Below are 18348 nucleotides of genomic sequence, written 5' to 3' on the forward strand. Positions count from 1 at the left end.
TACGCAGTCAGGGGTTTTGTTTTGCGCGGTCGGAAAGTATGGCGAGCGTCTCCAAGTGTTCCTCACTTGCAGCCTACGATTGTCTTCAATGCTAAAGTCCATCCCTCGATTTTGCTTTTCCCAAGGAAGCCGTTATGCCGGATGCGACGTCCCTCAGTGCTGGATTCATGGTGGTTCACGGCAACCGCCTGGATGAGCTGCGCAGCCTGGTTGTCAGCTGGATGCGCCGTTACCCGCTGGCTCCCCTGGAAAACGAAATCGCCCTGGTACAAAGCAACGGTATTGCTCAGTGGCTGAAACTGGCGCTGGCTGAAGACCCTGAAGACGACGACATGGGCGGTTGCGGCATCGCTGCCGCTATTGATGTGCAGCTTCCCGGCAGCTTCATGTGGCAGCTCTATCGCATGGTCCTAGGCAAAGACGAGATCCCGCCCAAATCCCTGCTCGACAAAGCCCCACTGACCTGGCGCCTCATGCGCCTGCTCCCCGAGCTGATCGATCAGCCCCATTTCGAACCCCTGCAACGCTTCCTGACCCACGATACGGATCTGCGCAAACGCTACCAACTCGCGGAACGCCTCGCCGACCTGTTCGACCAATACCAGGTCTACCGTGCTGACTGGCTGGAAGATTGGGCTGCCGGTCGCCATCAACTGCGCAATGGCCGTGGCGAATCCAAACCTTTGAGCCCGGCCAACTGCTGGCAAGCCGAACTATGGCGCGCCCTGCTGTTGGACGTAGGAGAGGAGGGCATGGCTCAAAGTCGCGCCGGAGTTCACCAACGCTTTATCGAGCGCATCAATAGCCTGGAGCAGGCACCGATAGGCCTGCCCTCCCGCGTGATCGTCTTCGGCATTTCCTCCTTGCCAGCCCAAGCGCTGGAAGCCCTTGCCGGCCTCGCCCGTTTCAGCCAGGTGCTGCTGTGTGTGCACAACCCTTGTCGCCATCACTGGTCCGACATCGTCGCCGACAAAGACCTGCTCCGAAACGAATACAAGCGCCAGGCACGCAAGGCCGGAATGCCGGTCACCATCGACCCGCAAACCCTGCATCAGCACGCCCACCCGCTGCTCGCTGCCTGGGGTAAGCAAGGTCGCGACTACATCAACCTGTTGGACAGCTACGACGACCCCAACAGTTACCGCTCGGCATTCCGTGACGGTCGTATCGACCTGTTCAGCGAGAGCGAGCCCACCACCTTGCTCAACCAACTCCAGGACGACATCCTCGAACTGCGCCCCCTCAACGAAACCCGTGAACTCTGGCCAAGCGTCGACCTGGCGCGCGACACTTCCATTCGCTTCCACATCGCCCACAGTGCCCAACGCGAAGTTGAAGTTCTTCACGACCAGTTACTGCAGCGCTTCAGCGCCGACCCCACGCTGCGCCCACGGGACATCATCGTCATGGTCCCCGACGTCGACAGCTACGCGCCGCATATTCGCGCCGTATTCGGCCAGCTTGAAAGAAGCGACCTACGCTTCATTCCGTTCACGCTTACGGACCAGGGCCAGCGCGGCCGCGATCCGTTACTGATCGCCGTCGAGCACCTGCTCAAGCTCCCGGACAGCCGCTTTCCGGTCAGCGAAATCCTCGACCTGCTCGACGTCCCGGCACTGCGGGAACGCTTCGCCATCAAGGAACGCGACCTGCCGACCCTGCACCGCTGGATCGAAGGCGCCGGTATCCGTTGGGGCCTCAACGCCGAACAACGCGCCGGCCTCGGCTTGCCCCAGGAGCTGGAGCAAAACAGCTGGCGGTTCGGCCTACGTCGCATGCTCCTGGGCTACGCCGTTGGTACGGGCTCTGCCTGCGATGGCATCGAGCCGTACGATGAAATCGGCGGCCTCGATGCGGCCTTGATCGGCCCGCTAGTCGCACTGCTCGATGCGCTGCACGATGCCCACCAGGCACTTTCGCAACCTGCCGCGCCGACAGAGTGGGGCGAGCGCCTGCAAAACCTGATGCAGTTGTTCTTCCTCCCGAGCAACGAGCACGACGACTACCTGTTGGGTCAACTCGAGCAACTGAGAGAAACCTGGCTGGAGACCTGCGAGTCCGTCGGCCTGCATGACGAATTACCCCTGACCGTAGTCCGCGAGGCCTGGCTGGCAGGCCTCGACCAAGGCCGGCTGTCCCAGCGCTTCCTCGCGGGAGCTGTCAATTTTTGTACCTTGATGCCCATGCGCGCGATCCCGTTCAAGCTGGTTTGCCTACTCGGCATGAACGATGGCGACTACCCACGCGCACAACCGCCGCTGGACTTCGACCTGATGGGCAGCGACTACCGCCCAGGCGATCGGTCACGTCGCGAAGACGACCGCTACCTGTTGCTCGAAGCCCTGCTCTCCGCCCGCGACCAGCTCTACATCAGTTGGGTCGGCCGCAGTATCCGCGACAACAGTGACCGCCCGGCATCGGTCCTGATCGGGCAGTTGCGCGACCACATTGCCAGCGGCTGGCACACCACCAGTGGCGAACCACTCCTGGAAGCCACCACCCAGGAACACCCGCTCCAGCCCTTCAGCGCCCGCTACTTCCATGAAGGTGACAAGCTGTTCAGCTACGCCCGCGAATGGCAGTTGCTCCACGCAACCCCGGACAGCGTGCCCGATACCGGCAGCCTCGCACCCTACACCCAGGAAGAACCGCTGAGCCTCGGCCAACTGCAAGACTTCCTGCGCAACCCGGTCAAACACTTCTTCAGCCAGCGCCTGAAAGTGTTTTTCGAAGCCGCCGAAGTCCCGCTGGAAGATGAAGAACCCTTCGTCCTCGATGCACTGCAGCGCTATAGCCTGAGCGACAGTTTGCTCACGGCGGCACTCACCCGCCCCGACAACCTCGACGAAGCCCTCAACGCCCAGGCCCTGCGTCTGCAAGGCAGTGGCTTGTTGCCGATGGTTGGTTTCGGCGAATGCCTGCGCAAAGAACTGATCGAGCCTCTGCCCGACCTGTTGCAGCGTTACCAGCAACTCCTGGCACTCTGGCCCACTGCGCACACCAGCGCCGAACCGATCAGTTTTGAGCATCAAGGCATCCAGCTGGAAGGTTGGATCAGTGGCCTGCATCAACGCAGCGATGGCGGCTTTCTAAGCGTCACCGCCATCCCCAACAGCATCGGCTCGATCAAGACCCGTAAGTGGCATCGCCTGATTCGCCCATGGGTCAACCACCTGGTGGCCTGTGCCTGCGGCCTTCCGTTAAGTACCGGCCTGGTCGCCAGCGACGACACACTGCTATTGGCCCCACTTGAGCAAGCCACAGCCCGGGAGCTCCTCGGCAACCTGCTGCTCGCCTGGAAAACCGGCATGAGCGAACCACTGCCGGTCGCCGTTAAAACCGCATTCGCCTGGCTCGGTCAAACCGACCCGGCCAAAGCGCAAGCCGCCGCCAGCAAAGCCTACGAAGGCGACGGCCAAACCAGCGACGGCGAGCGCCGTGAAAGCCCTGCGCTCATCCGACAGTTCCCCGACTACGCCGCCTTGATGGCTAGCGAAGAGTTCGAAGGCTGGTGCGAAACCCTCTATCGACCGTTGATCAACGCTCCCTGGCGATCACTCACCAGCGCGGAGGCCAGCGCATGAGCGGTACAAAACCCCTGGCCCTGGCCTTCCCGCTCAAGGGCAGCCAACTGATCGAAGCCAGTGCCGGCACAGGCAAGACATTCACTATCTCAGCGCTCTACCTGCGGCTGGTACTCGGCCACGGAGGGGACGAATCGGGTTTCGGCCGCGAGTTGCTGCCGCCGCAAATTCTCGTCGTGACCTTCACCGATGCCGCCACCAAAGAGCTGCGTGAACGCATCCGAATCCGCCTGGCAGAAGCCGCGCGTTTTTTCCGCGAAGAAATCGAAGAACCCGACGCGTTGATCGCCGAACTGCGCGACCAATACAGCCCCGAACAATGGCCCGGCTGTGCCAATCGCCTGGACATCGCCGCCCAGTGGATGGATGAAGCCGCCGTCTCGACCATTCACAGCTGGTGCCAGCGTATGCTGCGCGAGCACGCCTTCGACAGCGGCAGCCTGTTCACCCAGACCCTGGAAACTGACCACAGCGACCTGCTCGGCGAAGTGCTGCGCGACTACTGGCGGCTGTTCTGCTACCCGATGCACGACGATGCGCTGAACTGGGTGCGCAACAATTGGGGCGGCCCGGCGGCCCTGATGCCACGGGTACGCGCGCTGTTCGGCAGCGAGCGGCCCACGGATGAAACGCGTGACCCCGCCGAGCTGATCAACGAATGCCTGCAAGAGCGCCGCCAAGCCCTCGTCGCGCTCAAGGCACCCTGGCAACAATGGGCAGAAGAATTGCGCAACATTTGCCTGCAGGCCGTCGCCGCCAAAGCCGTCGATGGTCGCAAGATGCAAGCCCGTTACTTCGAACCCTGGTTCGAAAAAATCAGCGCCTGGGCAACTGACGAGTCTCTCGAACAACTGGACATCGGCACCGGTTTCACCCGCCTGACCCCCGACGGCATGGCCGAAGCCTGGAAAGGCGAACCACCACGCCATCCGGGTATCGACGCCATGGCCAGTCTCAAGGCCAGCCTCGACGCCCTGCCAACGCCCGATGCTGCTGTACTGCAACACGCCGCCGGCTGGGTGGGGAAACGCTTCGAAGAAGAAAAGCGCCGGCGCGCCGAAATGGGCTTCGACGACATGCTGATCCGCCTCAACGCCGCCCTGCAAGCCGACGGCGGCGAGCGTTTGGCCAGCGTGATCCGCGAGCAATTCCCGGTCGCCCTGATCGACGAATTCCAGGACACCGACCCGGTGCAATACAGCATCTTCGACAGTATCTACCGCATCGAAGAAAACCACCTCGACAGCGGCCTGTTCCTGATCGGCGACCCAAAGCAGGCGATCTACGCCTTCCGTGGCGCCGACATCTACACCTACCTGCGCGCGCGCCAGTCCACCACCGGCCGCCATCACACCCTGGGCACCAACTTCCGTTCGAGCCACGCCATGGTCGAGGCGGTAAACCACGTATTCCAGCGCGCAGAAAAAGGCCGTGGAGCGTTCCTGTTCCGTGAACCCGACGGTACGAATCCGGTGCCGTTCCAGTCGGTATTGTCCCAAGGCCGTAAGGAACAACTGCAGGTCAACGGTCAGACGTTGCCTGCGCTGAATCTCTGGCATCTACCCACCGACCAGCCGATCTCCGGCGTGCTCTACCGCCAACAGTTGGCCGCGTCCTGTGCCAGTCAAATCGTCGCGTTACTCAATGGCGGCCAGCAGGGAACTGCCGGATTCCTCGGCAAAGACGCTAGCTTCAAAGGCGTGCTGCCGTCAGACATCGCCATCCTCGTGCGCGACGGCAAGGAAGCCCAGGCCGTGCGCGGTGAACTGGCTGCCCGTGGCGTGCGCAGCGTTTACCTCTCCGATAAGGATTCTGTGTTCGCCGCCCAGGAAGCCCACGACCTGCTGGCCTGGCTCAAGGCCTGTGCCGAGCCGGACGTCGAGCGCCCACTGCGCGCCGCCCTGGCTTGCGTCACCTTGAACCTGTCGCTGCCCGAACTGGAGCGTCTGAACCAGGACGAACTGGCGTGGGAACAACGCGTAATGCAGTTCCGCGATTACCGTACGATCTGGCGCACCCAAGGCGTGCTGCCGATGCTGCGGCGCCTGTTGCACGACTTCAAATTGCCGCAAACCCTGATCACCCGCAGCGATGGCGAGCGGGTATTGACCAACCTGTTGCACCTCTCGGAATTGCTGCAACAGGCGGCCGCAGAGCTGGACGGTGAACAAGCGCTGATTCGCCATCTGGCCGAACATCTCGCGCTTTCCGGCCAGGCCGGTGAAGAGCAGATCCTGCGCCTGGAAAGTGATGAACAACTGGTCAAAGTGGTAACGATCCACAAATCCAAGGGGCTGGAATACGACCTGGTTTTCCTGCCGTTCATTTGCTCGGCAAAACCGGTGGATGGCAGCCGCCTGCCGTTGCATTACCACGACGCAAACGGCAAATCCCAGGTCAGCCTCAGGCCCACCGCCGAGTTGATCGCCCAAGCCGACGATGAACGGCTGGCCGAAGACTTGCGTCTGTTTTACGTGGCGCTGACCCGCGCCAAACACGCCTGCTGGCTGGGCATCGCCGACCTCAAGCGTGGCAATAACAACAGCTCGGTGCTGCACCTGTCGGCCCTGGGCTACTTGCTCGGCGGCGGCGCTTCACTTGGCGAGTCCGGCGGCCTGGCCCGCTGGTTGCTTGACCTGCAGGAAGGTTGCCCGGCACTGCATTACGCAGAAATGCCCGAGGCCGATGCGGTCGTATTCCACCCGCCGCGTAACCAAGCCACCTTGCTCGCGCCGCTGCTGCCCAAGCGCAAGGCGGCAGAAAACTGGTGGATCGCTTCCTACAGTGCGCTGCGTATCGGCGAGAGCATGAGTGCGGCGAGCCTCGAAGCGCCGGAAAGCCCACAAGCGCAGAAGCTGTTCGATGACGAACGCCTCGACCCGGATGCCCCACGCGAAGTGCCGGCTTCCGGTGGCGATATTCACCGTTTCCCACGCGGGCCGAATCCCGGCACCTTTCTCCATGGCCTGCTGGAATGGGCGGGCGGCGAAGGCTTCAATGTTACCCCGGAGGCCATCGAAGATGCGGTCGCCCGCCGCTGCAACCGACGCGGCTGGGAAGGCTGGATCGGCACACTCGGCGGTTGGCTCGGGCATCTGTTGCAAGCCCGGTTGCCGCTGGGCAACGGGCAGGTGGCCCTTAGCGAGTTGCGGCAGTACCAGATTGAAATGGAGTTCTGGTTTGCCAGCCACAAAGTCGACGTCCTCGCACTCGACAAACTGGTGTGCCAGCACACTCACAATGGCGTATCCCGCGTGGCCGCCGAACCGGTGCTGCTCAACGGCATGTTCAAGGGTTTTATCGACCTGACCTTTGAACACGAAGGCCGCTACTACGTGGCCGACTACAAATCCAATTGGCTTGGTTCCGATGATTCGGCCTACACACAGCAGGCCATGGAACTGTCGATCCTCGACCATCGTTACGACCTGCAATACGTACTTTACCTGCTGGCCCTGCATCGCCAGCTGAAGGCGCGGCAGCCGGATTACGACTACGACCGTCACGTCGGCGGCGCGTTGTACCTGTTCCTGCGGGGCACCCATTCCGCGAGCCAGGGCGCGTATTTCACCCGACCGCCCCGGGAATTGATCGAAAGCCTGGACCTGCTGTTCCAGGGCAAACCGCTACCACCCAAGGCCGAGCCCGCCTGGGAACAAGGAGAGCTGCTATGAGCCTGTCGCCGTTACCGCTTGAGGAGCTGACGCCCCTCAGCCGCGCCGCCGACCTGGTGCAACTGCTCGATCTCTGGGTGCAGCGCGGCTGGTTGCGCGCGCTGGACAAGGCCTTTGTCGGCTTCCTCCACGAACTCGATCCGCAGGCTGACCCTTTAGTCCTGCTGGCCGCGGCCCTGACCAGCCACCAACTGGGCCATGGCCATGTGTGCCTGGACCTGTTCGAAACCCTCAAGGCCCCGGATTTCGCTCTGTCGCTGCCACCCGAAGGCGATGTGCAAACCGGCGTCATGCTGCTGCCATCACAGTTGCTCGACGGCCTGGACGGCGCCCATTGGTGCCATGCCCTGGCCGCCAGCCGTCTGGTGGCACTGGCCGTCGACGGCAGCGAGGAGGCGCAAAGCCGGCCACTGGTGCTGTCGGGCAAGCGCCTGTACTTGCGCCGCTACTGGACCTACGAACGGCGCATCGACAGCGCTTTGCGCCTGCGACTCGCCACCCGGGAAAGCGTTGCCGCCGATCTGCCCGAACGCCTGAATCGCCTGTTCGACCAGGCCCCGCCAGACGGTGTTGTCGACTGGCAAAAACTCGCCTGCGCCTTGGCCACCCGCGGTGCATTCAGCATCGTCACCGGCGGGCCGGGTACCGGCAAGACCACCACGGTGGTGCGTTTGCTTGCGCTGTTGCAGGCCCCCGCCGTGGAAGCGGGCAGCGCGTTGCGCATCCGTCTGGCCGCGCCCACCGGCAAGGCGGCCGCGCGCTTGACCGAGTCCATCAGCCAGCAAGTGCTGTCTCTGAAAGTGCCTGATGCGGTGAAGGAAAAAATCCCGACCCAGGTCACCACCGTTCACCGTTTGCTCGGCAGCCGTCCCGGCACCCGACACTTCCGGCATCACATCGGCAATCCGTTGCCCCTGGACGTGCTGGTGGTAGACGAAGCCTCGATGATCGACCTGGAAATGATGGCCAACCTGCTGGACGCCTTGCCACCCCATGCTCGCCTGGTGCTGCTGGGTGACAAGGACCAGTTGGCCTCGGTTGAAGCCGGGGCGGTGCTGGGGGATTTGTGCCGCGACGCCGAAGCCGGTTTCTACAGCCCGCAAACCCGCCAGTGGCTGCAACAGGTCAGCGGCGAAGACCTCGGCGCCAGCGGCCTGCAGGAAGACCTCGACGGTAGCCATCCCTTGGCGCAACAAGTGGTGATGCTGCGTTACTCGCGGCGTTTCGGCGAAGGCAGCGGCATTGGCCAACTGGCCCGCTGGGTCAACCAGCAAAACCCTGATCAGGCCCGCAAACTGCTGGCTGCCCGCAGCCATGCCGACCTGTTTTGCGTCAGCCTCAAGGGCGAGCAGGACCATGCCCTGGAGCGCCTGGTGCTGGACGGCCATGGCGACGGTGCCCACGGTTATCGCCATTACCTGAAACTGCTGCAGACCGCGCGTCCGTCCCTGGAGACGCCACGGGATGACGAGGCCTGGACTCTGTGGGCGCAGAAGCTGCTGAAAGCCTTCGACGCTTTCCAGCTGCTCTGCGCCGTACGCAAGGGCCCATGGGGCGTGGAGGGCTTGAACCTGCGCATCACCGCCGCGCTGCTCAAGGCCCGGCTGATCGACAGCGACCAGCAATGGTACGAAGGGCGTCCGGTGTTGATGACTCGCAACGATTACGGCCTGGGCCTGATGAACGGCGATATCGGTATCGCCCTCAAGCTGCCCGAAAGCGACGGCGGGCCGCAGGTTCTGCGCGTCGCGTTCCCGCGCAACGATGGCCAGGGCGGCGTACGGTTTGTGTTGCCCAGCCGGCTCAACGACGTCGAAACCGTCTATGCGATGACGGTGCACAAATCTCAGGGCTCTGAATTCACCCACACCGCACTGATTCTGCCGGACGCCTTGAACCCGGTGCTCACCAAAGAGCTGATCTACACCGGCATCACCCGCGCCAAGGACTGGTTCAGCCTGATCGAACCGCGGGGTGGCGTATTCGAAGAGGCGGTGAGCCGCAAGGTGAAACGCTTGAGTGGGCTGATGCTGGAACTGGGCACTTGATCGTCAAAGAAGCTGACCAATGAGTCATCTAAATTTTCTGATCCAAATGTGTGATTTTTCTTAATAAAATGTCGGAATCCTCCTGGGTGTCGCCTCGGGGGTTTTCCGCCGTTGTGCTATCGTTGCGGCATCATCCCGAGAAGATCAAAGAGAATCGCTGCATGAACGTGGCTGTCTCGCCCACAGAGCGAAGTTTGAGCTGGAGACGAATGCTGCTGTTGGCGCTTCTGTGCGTGTTCACGCCCCTCGTTATTGCCCAGCCGCCTGCCGGCATGGCCGATCAGCGGGCCAAGGCCGTCACCCAAGTGGTCCTGGGTATTCTCAGTTACGCCCGCTGGCCGGTAGAGCCCGCGCAATTGCGTTTGTGCATCGTCGGGCCAACCCAATACACCGATGACCTGGTCAAAGGCACCACCCAGGCTACCGGCCGTCCGGTAGTGGTGCAGCGTTTGCTGGCCGACCATCCAGACATCGCCAATGCCTGCGATGCCGTGTACATCGGCCAATTGACCAGCGACGAGCGCAGCCGCCTGTTCGCATCACTGATCGGCCATCCGGTGCTCAGCATCAGCGAAGGCGGCGACCAATGCACCGTGGGCAGCCTGTTCTGCCTGCGGGTGGCCGACGAGCAGGTGTCGTTCGAGGTCAACCTGGATTCCGTTGCCCGTAGCGGTGTGCGCATTCATCCGAGTGTGCTGCAACTGTCCCGACGTCGAGCGCCGGGGTCATGAGTGTCGATAAGGCGCCAGTGCGTCCTACCTTGCGTTCAGTGATCGGGCGCGGGCACCTGAGCCTGGCGCTGATGGCGGTCAGCATGGCCAGTATCTCCCTGACCCTGCTCGGCGTGCTCGCGCTGCGGGTGTATGCCGACCACAACCTGCACCTGATCGCCCGCTCCATCAACTACACCGTGGAAGCCGCGGTGGTGTTCAACGACAGCGCGGCGGCCACCGAAGCCTTGGCCGTGATTGCCTCGGAGGAAGAAGTGGCCGAGGCGGAAGTCTTCAACGTCGACGGCAAGCAACTGGCCCATTGGGGGCGCCCTGAAACCGGGATGCTGTCGATGATTGAGCTGCAGTTGGCGCATGCCCTGCTCGAACAACCCATCACCCAACCGATCCTGCACCAGGGCCAGGTCATCGGCAGCGTGCACCTGACCGGCCACGGCGGCAGCCTGTTGCGCTTCCTGCTCAGCGGCCTTGCCGGGATTCTGGTGTGCACCGCCCTCAGCGCCTGGGTTGCACTGTACCTGGCGCGGCGTTTGTTACGCGGCATCACCGGACCGTTGCACAGCCTGGCCTCGGTGGCCCACGCCGCCCGAAGCGAGCGGGCCTTTGACCGACGCGTACCGCCGGCGAAAATCGCCGAACTCGACAGCCTGGGCAATGACTTCAATGCCCTGCTCGACGAACTGGAGGCCTGGCAGACCCACCTGCAAAGCGAAAACGAAACCCTCGCCCACCAGGCCAGCCACGACAGCCTGACCGGGCTGCCCAACCGTGCGTTCTTCGAAGGTCGGCTGATCCGCGCCCTGCGCAGCGCCGCCAAGCTCAACGAGAAAGTAGCGGTCTTGTTCCTCGACAGCGACCGCTTTAAAGACATCAACGACAACTTTGGCCACGCCGCCGGCGATGCGGTATTGGTGGCAGTGGCTAAGCGCATTCGTGCGCAACTGCGTGAAGACGACCTGGTGGCACGCCTGGGCGGCGATGAATTCGCCATCTTGCTGTCGCCTCTGCACCGACTTGAGGACGCCCAGCGCATTGCCGAAAAAATCATCGCCAGCATGGACGCGCCCATTGCGCTGCCCGGCGACGCCCACGTATTGACCTCACTCAGTATCGGCATCGCCGTCTACCCCGATCATGGCGCCACCCCCGGTAACCTGCTCAACGCCGCCGATGCGGCGATGTACCAGGCCAAACGGCTTTCCCAGGGTGGCCAGCAAACGGCGGAATCGGAGTCCCCCGCCGCCGACGTTCAACACAGGAGTTGATCCCTTGTTCTCGACCGCACGCTTTTTATTCATCACCTTGCTCGTGGCTCTGCTCGCCCTGAGCGGCTGCCAGACCCCGCCGCCCAAAGGCCTGACACCGGCGCAAATCGCCGTGCTCAAACAGCAGGGTTTTGAACTGACTGACGAAGGCTGGGCCTTCGGCCTCTCGGGCAAGGTGCTGTTTGGCAGCGACGTCGAAAGTCTGAATGCCCCCAGCACCGAGATCGTCCAGCGCATCGGCAAGGCGCTGCTGGGCGTGGGCATTGAGCGCGTGCGGGTCGACGGCCACACCGACGCCTCGGGCAAGGAAACCTACAACCAGCAACTGTCCCTGCGCCGAGCCAAAAGCGTCGCGCACGTGTTGGCAGGCGTTGGGATGAAAGAAGAAAACGTACAACTGCGCGGACTGGGCAGCAGCGAGCCGGTGGCGTCCAACGCGACAGCGGCGGGGCGCACCGAGAATCGCCGGGTGTCGATTGTGGTGATTGCGGACTAGTCTGGCTTTCGGGCAGTTCGAGTTGGAATGCAATCAATGTGGGAGCCGGGCTTGCCCGCGATGGCGGTGGATCAGTTGATGTATTGGGTGACTGACACACTGCTATCGCGGGCAAGCCCGGCTCCCACATTTTATTTAATCGGCAAACACCATCTCCCGCGTTTCCCCCATCAACAACGGCTGATTCTGCTCGGTCACCTCACGGATGTAATCCCACAGCAGGGTGATCCGTTTCAACTTCCTCAAGTCCTCGCGGCAGTACATCCAGAACTGCCGCGTAATGTTTATCTCCTTCGAAAGCACCGGCAGCAATCGCGGGTCCTGTGCCGCCAAAAAGCACGGCAGGATCGCCAGCGAGCGCCCTTGCTGCGCCGCCACATACTGCGCAATCACGCTGGTGCTGCGCAAACTGGCGCTGGCGCCGGGCACTACATTGGCCAGGTACAGCAGCTCTGAACTGAACGCTAAATCATCCACGTAGCTGATAAACGGATGCTCGGCCAGGTCCGCCGCCCGGCGGATGGGCGGGTGCTGGTCCAGGTATTCCTGCGTCGCGTACAGCTGCAGCTTGTAGTCGCACAGCTTGCAGCACACGTACGGCCCATGCTCCGGCCGTTCCAGGGCGATGACGATATCCGCCTCGCGCTTGGACAGGCTGATGAAGTGGGGCAGGGGCAGGATGTCCACCGAGATCGCCGGGTAGGTGTCGACGAAGTGGCTCAGTTGCGGGGTGACGAAGAAGCTGCCGAACCCTTCGGTGCAGCCCATGCGCACGTGGCCGGACAGCGCCACGCCGGAGCCGGAAACCTGTTCGCAGGCCATGTGCAACGTGCTTTCGATGGACTCGGCGTAGCCCAGCAGGCGCTGGCCTTCGGTGGTCAATACGAAGCCGTTGGTCCGGGACTTTTCAAACAGGAGAGTGCCCAACGATCCTTCAAGGGAACTGATGCGCCGCGACACCGTGGTGTAGTCCACCGCCAGGCGCTTGGCAGCGACGCTGGCCTTGCGGGTACGCGCGACTTCGAGGAAAAACTTCAGGTCATCCCAGTTCAGGGAGCCCAGTGACGTGATGTTTTTTTGCATATTGGACCGGCTTTTATGTGCGTTCTTATTAGAAGTTTGCACATCTATACTCCAAAAACAGTCCGAACGCCTCATCCTCAAGGCGATTCAACGCCTTGGTTCTCTGCATACCTACAAGAATTGGAGACCACATGAACGCATCTGCCGATATTTCCGTAAAACAGGTCAAGCTGCTGATCAACGGCGAGTGGGTCGAATCCAGGACCACCGAATGGCAAGACATCGTCAACCCCGCTACCCAGCAAGTGCTGGCCCGCGTACCGTTTTCCACCCCTGAAGAAGTCAACGCTGCCATCGACGCCGCCCATCGCGCCTTCCAGACCTGGAAGCTGACGCCGATCGGTGCACGCATGCGCATCATGCTCAAGCTGCAAGCCTTGATCCGCGAGCACTCCAAGCGCATCGCCGTGGTCCTGAGTACCGAGCAGGGCAAGACCATTGCCGACGCTGAAGGCGACATTTTCCGTGGCCTGGAAGTGGTCGAGCACGCGTGCTCCATCGGCACCCTGCAGATGGGCGAATTCGCTGAAAACGTCGCCGGCGGTGTGGATACCTACACCCTGCGCCAGCCGATCGGCGTGTGCGCCGGCATCACCCCGTTCAACTTCCCGGCGATGATTCCGCTGTGGATGTTCCCGATGGCCATTGCCTGCGGTAACACGTTCGTACTCAAGCCATCGGAACAGGACCCGCTGTCGACCCTGCTGCTGGTTGAACTGGCGCTGGAAGCCGGGGTGCCAGCCGGTGTGCTGAACGTGGTTCACGGCGGCAAGGACGTGGTGGATGCGCTGTGCACCCACAAAGATATCAAGGCCGTGTCCTTCGTCGGTTCGACCGCCGTGGGGACTCACGTCTACGACCTCGCCGGTAAACACGGCAAGCGCGTGCAATCCATGATGGGCGCCAAGAACCACGCCGTGGTGCTGCCGGATGCCAATCGCGAACAAACCCTGAACGCCCTGGTCGGTGCCGGTTTCGGTGCGGCGGGTCAGCGTTGCATGGCAACTTCCGTGGTGGTGCTGGTAGGCGCGGCCAAGCAATGGCTGCCGGACCTCAAGGCCCTGGCGCAAAAGCTCAAGGTGAACGCCGGCAGCGAAGCCGGTACCGATGTGGGTCCGGTAATCTCCAAGCGCGCCAAGGCACGCATTCTCGACCTGATCGAAAGCGGCGTAAAAGAAGGTGCCAAGCTGGAGCTGGATGGCCGCGGCATCAAGGTGCCGGGCTTCGAGGACGGCAATTTCGTCGGCCCGACGTTGTTCTCCGGCGTGACCACCGACATGCAGATCTACACCCAGGAAATCTTCGGCCCGGTACTGGTGGTGCTGGAAGTCGACACCCTCGACCAAGCCATCGCCCTGGTCAACGCCAACCCGTTCGGCAACGGCACCGGCCTGTTCACCCAGAGCGGCGCGGCGGCGCGTAAATTCCAGAGCGAAATCGATGTGGGCCAGGTTGGCATCAACATCCCGATTCCCGTGCCGGTTCCGTTCTTCAGCTTCACCGGTTCCCGTGGTTCGAAACTCGGCGACCTGGGCCCGTACGGCAAGCAAGTGGTGCAGTTCTACACCCAGACCAAAACCGTCACCAGCCGCTGGTTCGACGACGACAGCGTCAACGATGGCGTCAACACCACCATCAACCTGCGCTGATCGAGGAGACGACCATGAAGATTGCATTTATCGGCCTGGGCAACATGGGCGCGCCGATGGCGCGCAACCTGATCAAGGCTGGCCATGCGCTGAACCTGTTCGACCTGAACCAGACCGTGCTCAAGGAACTGGCGGAACTGGGCGGCACCATCAGCGCTTCACCGCGCGCGGCAGCCGAAGGCGCCGAGTTGGTGGTGACCATGCTCCCGGCTGCGGCCCATGTGCGCAGTGTGTGGCTCGGTGAAGACGGCGTGCTCGCCGGCATCGGCAAAGGCGTGCCGGCGGTGGATTGCAGCACCATCGACCCGCAGACCGCCCGCGATGTAGCGGCGGCGGCAGCGAAACAAGGCGTGGTGATGGCGGATGCTCCAGTGTCCGGCGGCACCGGCGGTGCCCAGGCCGGGACGTTGACCTTCATGGTCGGCGCCACCCCGGAACTGTTCGCCACCCTGCAACCGGTGCTGGCGCAGATGGGCCGCAACATCGTCCATTGCGGCGAAGTCGGCACCGGGCAAATCGCCAAGATCTGCAACAACCTGCTGCTGGGTATCACCATGGTAGGCGTCAGCGAAGCCATGGCCCTGGGCGATGCGCTGGGCATCGACACCCAAGTGTTGGCGGGAATCATCAACAGCTCCACCGGGCGCTGCTGGAGTTCGGACACCTACAACCCATGGCCCGGGATTATCGAGACGGCGCCGTCGTCCCGGGGTTATACCGGTGGGTTTGGTGCGGAACTGATGCTCAAGGATCTGGGACTGGCCACTGAAGCGGCCCGCCAGGCACACCAGCCGGTGATCCTCGGCGCAGTGGCGCAGCAGTTGTATCAATCGATGAGCCAACGTGGGGAAGGGGGCAAGGACTTCTCGGCGATCATCAACAGCTATCGAAAACCAAAGTAGGGCGATTGTCCTTCTTCACTGTGGGCCCCTGATTTTTACTGCGTAGACCTTCCAGCACCAGCTCACTACTGGTGCTTTTTTTTGACCTGAATAAACCCCTTCGCGACGTTTGTGGGAGGGCGGTATTACTTATCGACTAATGCCTAGGGATAAGGTTTTTTTGCATTGTTATAGTTGTGAAATAAACTTTTACAAGTTTCAGGTGTGACGCTGAAATATCATGTTTTTGATCATGGGTTATTCATTTGGTGAGTGTCCATGGGGCGCTCGATTATCATGCCGTTATAATTGATTTCTCGGTTATGTGTGTTCGGTTTGTCGTGGCTTCCCTCATTAAACACCCATGTTTATTGCGTGTTTACATTTCTCTTTGATGTTGACTACTGCCTCGCTAGTATCGGTTTTGCGAGCGTTGTCATGGTTGCTGCGTCTCGATAACTTCCGCCGAAGCGTTGTACTTTCAAAGTTGTGCAGGTGTGTCAGAGATGGCTAGCGAATGGATGCGTACATCGGGTTTCCCAGGGCTATCGGCCTTATCGAACGAGGCCGCCCTGGAACTTGAAAAAGCCCGCATCCTGGCCCGTCACCTCTCCCGGTTGCTCGACCTCTGGGCTGCGATGCAGTCCAGCCCAAGGCCCGGGCAGGCTTATTCTGACGCCAAGGATGTGCCACCTCATTCGGTGTCAGCGTGTTGCAAGCGCACGCGTGTGGGTCTGCAATGTCGTGAAGAAACCGGCGTCGGTTGATCGCTGTAAATCCTGACCAGTCCTATATAAACGCAAAAAGAGTTTCGTGCTCGGCGGTAACTACCGTCGTGGGCATTCGCTCGCGCTGAAATACGTGTGTCCATATAAAAAACGGGTGAGAGATGAAAAACATAACTATTGTCGACAAGGCAACGGGGACGGCGACAGAGCATGCCTTTGGCAACGCCAGCCTCAAGGGAACCAGCATTGTAAAACTGCCGTTCGGACAAGAAAGCGTTCAATCGTTTCAACAGTCCGGCCAAAACCTGGTGGTCACTCTGAAGTCTGGAGAAACCATCACCATTCAGAACTTTTTTGTGGTGGGAGCCGACGGCTCCGCTAACCAACTGGTACTGGAAAATGCCGACGGAACATTGTTGCTCGGCAACTATTCCACGCCGTATTCGGGTTTCAACTTCACCGAAATCTCGACCCTGGACGACCTGGGTGTGGCAGCCATTGCCGCTGACAGTGCGGTGCCGGACTGGGTGCTGTGGGGCTTGGGCATCCTCGCCGTCGGCGGTACCGCCGCGGCATTGAGCGGTGGTGGCGGTGGTGGTGGCCATCATCATCAAACGCCAGTTCCTGCACCCGGTGCTGCGACCGGTTTATCGGTCAACAGCGCGGGCACGGTGGTCAGCGGTAAAGGTCAGCCTGGCACCACAGTCACGGTCAAGGATGCCGCCGGTAACGTACTGGGCACAGGCACTGTGGGTACCGACGGCAACTTCCAGGTCAACCTGGACAAGCCGCAAACCAATGGCGAAACCCTGCAAGTCGTCCTCAAGGATGCCGCGGGTCAGGAATCGCAACCTGCGTCTGTGGTAGCGGGTGATACAACCGCCCCCGCCGCACCGAACGGTTTGGCCGTCAGTGCAGACGGTACAACCGTCAGCGGTAAGGGCGAGCCTAATTCGACCGTGATCATCAAGGATGCCAATGGCGAGGTCCTCGGCACCGGCACCGTGGATGCTGAAGGCAACTTCCAGGTCACCCTGGGAGCTGCGCAAACCAATGGCGAAACCCTGCAAGTCACCCTCAAGGATGCTGCCGGCAATGAATCGTCCGCCAGCCCCGTGGTGGCGGGCGACAGCACCGCCCCGGATGCGCCGACCAACCTGGTGATCAGTGCCGATGGCGCAACTGTCAGCGGTAAAGGTGAACCGAACGCTGCCGTGAGCATCAAGGATGCCAGCGGCAATGTGATCGGTACGGGCACCGTCGGCGCGGATGGCAATTTCCAGGTTTCGCTCGACACACCCGCGTCCGAAGGCGAAAGCCTGGCGATCACGCTCAAAGACGCTGCCGGCAATGAGTCGGCTCCGGGTGCGCTGGTTGTCGCCGATATTGAGACACCGCTTGCGCCGCGCAACCTGGCAATCAGTGACGTGGGTGACACGCTCAGCGGTGAAGGCGCCGCGGCCCACAAAGTCATCATCCTCAACGATGCTGGTGAAGTGGTCGGCAGCGGAACAGTGGCAGATGACGGCACATTCCTGGTGCAACTGAACTCGCTGCACATCAATGGCGAGCGGCTACGCGTGTTCCTGCGCAACTTCTCGGGCAAGGAATCCCTGCCAGGCATCGTCATCGCGGGGGACACCATCGCCCCGGATGCCCCAACCAACCTGGTGGTTGGCGAAGATGGCAGCACCGTCACCGGCAAGGGCGAACCGCGCGCGACCGTTACCGTGAAAGACGCCGATGGCAACGTGATCGGCACTGGCACGGTCGGCGACGACGGTAATTTTCAAGTCACCCTGGATCCGCTTCAGGTTAACGGCGAAACACTGGCTGTCACATTGACCGATGCAGCAGGCAACGAGTCTGTTCCGGCTTCTGTGATCGCTGTTGATATTGATGATACGGACGCTGATGCGGATGCTGACGCGGATGCCGATGCCGATGCCGATGCCGATGCCGACGCGGATGCTGACGCCGATGCGGATGCGGATGCGGATGCGGATGCTGATGCTGATGCGGATGCCGACGCCGACGCCGATGCCGATGCGGACGCTGATGCGGATGCCGACGCTGATGCCGATGCCGATGCCGATGCCGATGCTGATGCCGACGCCGACGCTGACGCTGACGCTGACGCTGACGCTGACGCTGACGCTGACGCTGATGCGGATGCCGACGCGGACGCCGATGCTGATGCTGATGCTGA

The 18348-nt window shown here is 61.8% G+C and carries 10 protein-coding genes; 9 read left to right on the plus strand and 1 reads right to left on the minus strand.

The annotated features are described in order from the left end of the window. Positions 1–134 precede the first annotated feature (134 nt). The 6 genes from recC (at position 135) to HX839_RS31205 (ending at position 11798) form a co-directional block, all read left to right on the plus strand. Positions 135–3584: an exodeoxyribonuclease V subunit gamma gene (recC, locus tag HX839_RS31180; RefSeq protein WP_177068204.1), complete on the plus strand. Its 3450-nt coding sequence runs from the start codon at positions 135–137 to the stop codon at positions 3582–3584. Beyond that, on the plus strand, positions 3581–7258 hold the full coding sequence (recB, locus tag HX839_RS31185) for an exodeoxyribonuclease V subunit beta (protein WP_177068205.1): 3678 nt from the start codon (positions 3581–3583) through the stop codon (positions 7256–7258). Before recC ends, recB begins: the two co-directional genes overlap by 4 nt. Beyond that, positions 7255–9306 carry an exodeoxyribonuclease V subunit alpha gene (gene recD, locus HX839_RS31190; protein WP_177068206.1) on the plus strand — a complete coding sequence of 684 codons (2052 nt, stop codon included), beginning with the start codon at positions 7255–7257 and terminating at the stop codon, positions 9304–9306. Before recB ends, recD begins: the two co-directional genes overlap by 4 nt. A gap of 161 nt (positions 9307–9467) precedes the next feature. After that, entirely contained in the window at positions 9468–10037 is a 570-nt protein-coding gene (locus tag HX839_RS31195) for a YfiR family protein (RefSeq protein WP_177068207.1), read from the plus strand. Continuing rightward, the gene (locus HX839_RS31200) at positions 10034–11302 is read left to right on the plus strand and encodes a diguanylate cyclase domain-containing protein (protein ID WP_177068208.1); all 1269 of its coding nucleotides are present in this window, start codon (positions 10034–10036) and stop codon (positions 11300–11302) included. The genes HX839_RS31195 and HX839_RS31200 overlap by 4 nt, the downstream gene beginning before the upstream one ends. 4 nt (positions 11303–11306) lie before the next feature. Next, positions 11307–11798 carry an OmpA family protein gene (locus HX839_RS31205; protein WP_003214188.1) on the plus strand — a complete coding sequence of 164 codons (492 nt, stop codon included), beginning with the start codon at positions 11307–11309 and terminating at the stop codon, positions 11796–11798. A 135-nt stretch (positions 11799–11933) separates the two neighbouring features. Here HX839_RS31205 and HX839_RS31210 read toward each other — a convergent pair whose 3' ends face one another. After that, the gene (locus tag HX839_RS31210; protein WP_087694895.1) at positions 11934–12881 is read right to left on the minus strand and encodes a LysR family transcriptional regulator; all 948 of its coding nucleotides are present in this window, start codon (positions 12879–12881) and stop codon (positions 11934–11936) included. A gap of 131 nt (positions 12882–13012) precedes the next feature. On the opposite strand from HX839_RS31210, the gene HX839_RS31215 reads away from it, so the two are divergent. The 3 genes from HX839_RS31215 to HX839_RS31225 form a co-directional block, all read left to right on the plus strand. Beyond that, complete coding sequence (locus HX839_RS31215) at positions 13013–14530, plus strand: CoA-acylating methylmalonate-semialdehyde dehydrogenase (protein ID WP_087694896.1); 1518 nt, start codon at positions 13013–13015, stop codon at positions 14528–14530. A 14-nt stretch (positions 14531–14544) separates the two neighbouring features. Beyond that, a complete protein-coding gene (gene mmsB, locus HX839_RS31220; protein WP_003214181.1) occupies positions 14545–15432 on the plus strand; it encodes a 3-hydroxyisobutyrate dehydrogenase in 888 nt (295 codons plus the stop codon). A gap of 868 nt (positions 15433–16300) precedes the next feature. Beyond that, a partial coding sequence (locus HX839_RS31225) for an Ig-like domain-containing protein (RefSeq protein WP_177068209.1) occupies positions 16301–18348 on the plus strand: 2048 nt, incomplete at its 3' end.

Origin of the sequence: Pseudomonas sp. I8001 (genome assembly GCF_013385345.1) — a bacterium.
Taxonomy (GTDB): domain Bacteria; phylum Pseudomonadota; class Gammaproteobacteria; order Pseudomonadales; family Pseudomonadaceae; genus Aquipseudomonas.

Coding starts and splice junctions, on each gene's coding strand:
- recC (WP_177068204.1), top strand. CDS start 135: ATGCCGGATGCGACGTCCCTCAGTGCTGGATTCATGGTGGTTCACGGC.
- recB (WP_177068205.1), top strand. CDS start 3,581: ATGAGCGGTACAAAACCCCTGGCCCTGGCCTTCCCGCTCAAGGGCAGC.
- recD (WP_177068206.1), top strand. CDS start 7,255: ATGAGCCTGTCGCCGTTACCGCTTGAGGAGCTGACGCCCCTCAGCCGC.
- HX839_RS31195 (WP_177068207.1), top strand. CDS start 9,468: ATGAACGTGGCTGTCTCGCCCACAGAGCGAAGTTTGAGCTGGAGACGA.
- HX839_RS31200 (WP_177068208.1), top strand. CDS start 10,034: ATGAGTGTCGATAAGGCGCCAGTGCGTCCTACCTTGCGTTCAGTGATC.
- HX839_RS31210 (WP_087694895.1), bottom strand. CDS start 12,881: ATGCAAAAAAACATCACGTCACTGGGCTCCCTGAACTGGGATGACCTG.
- HX839_RS31215 (WP_087694896.1), top strand. CDS start 13,013: ATGAACGCATCTGCCGATATTTCCGTAAAACAGGTCAAGCTGCTGATC.
- mmsB (WP_003214181.1), top strand. CDS start 14,545: ATGAAGATTGCATTTATCGGCCTGGGCAACATGGGCGCGCCGATGGCG.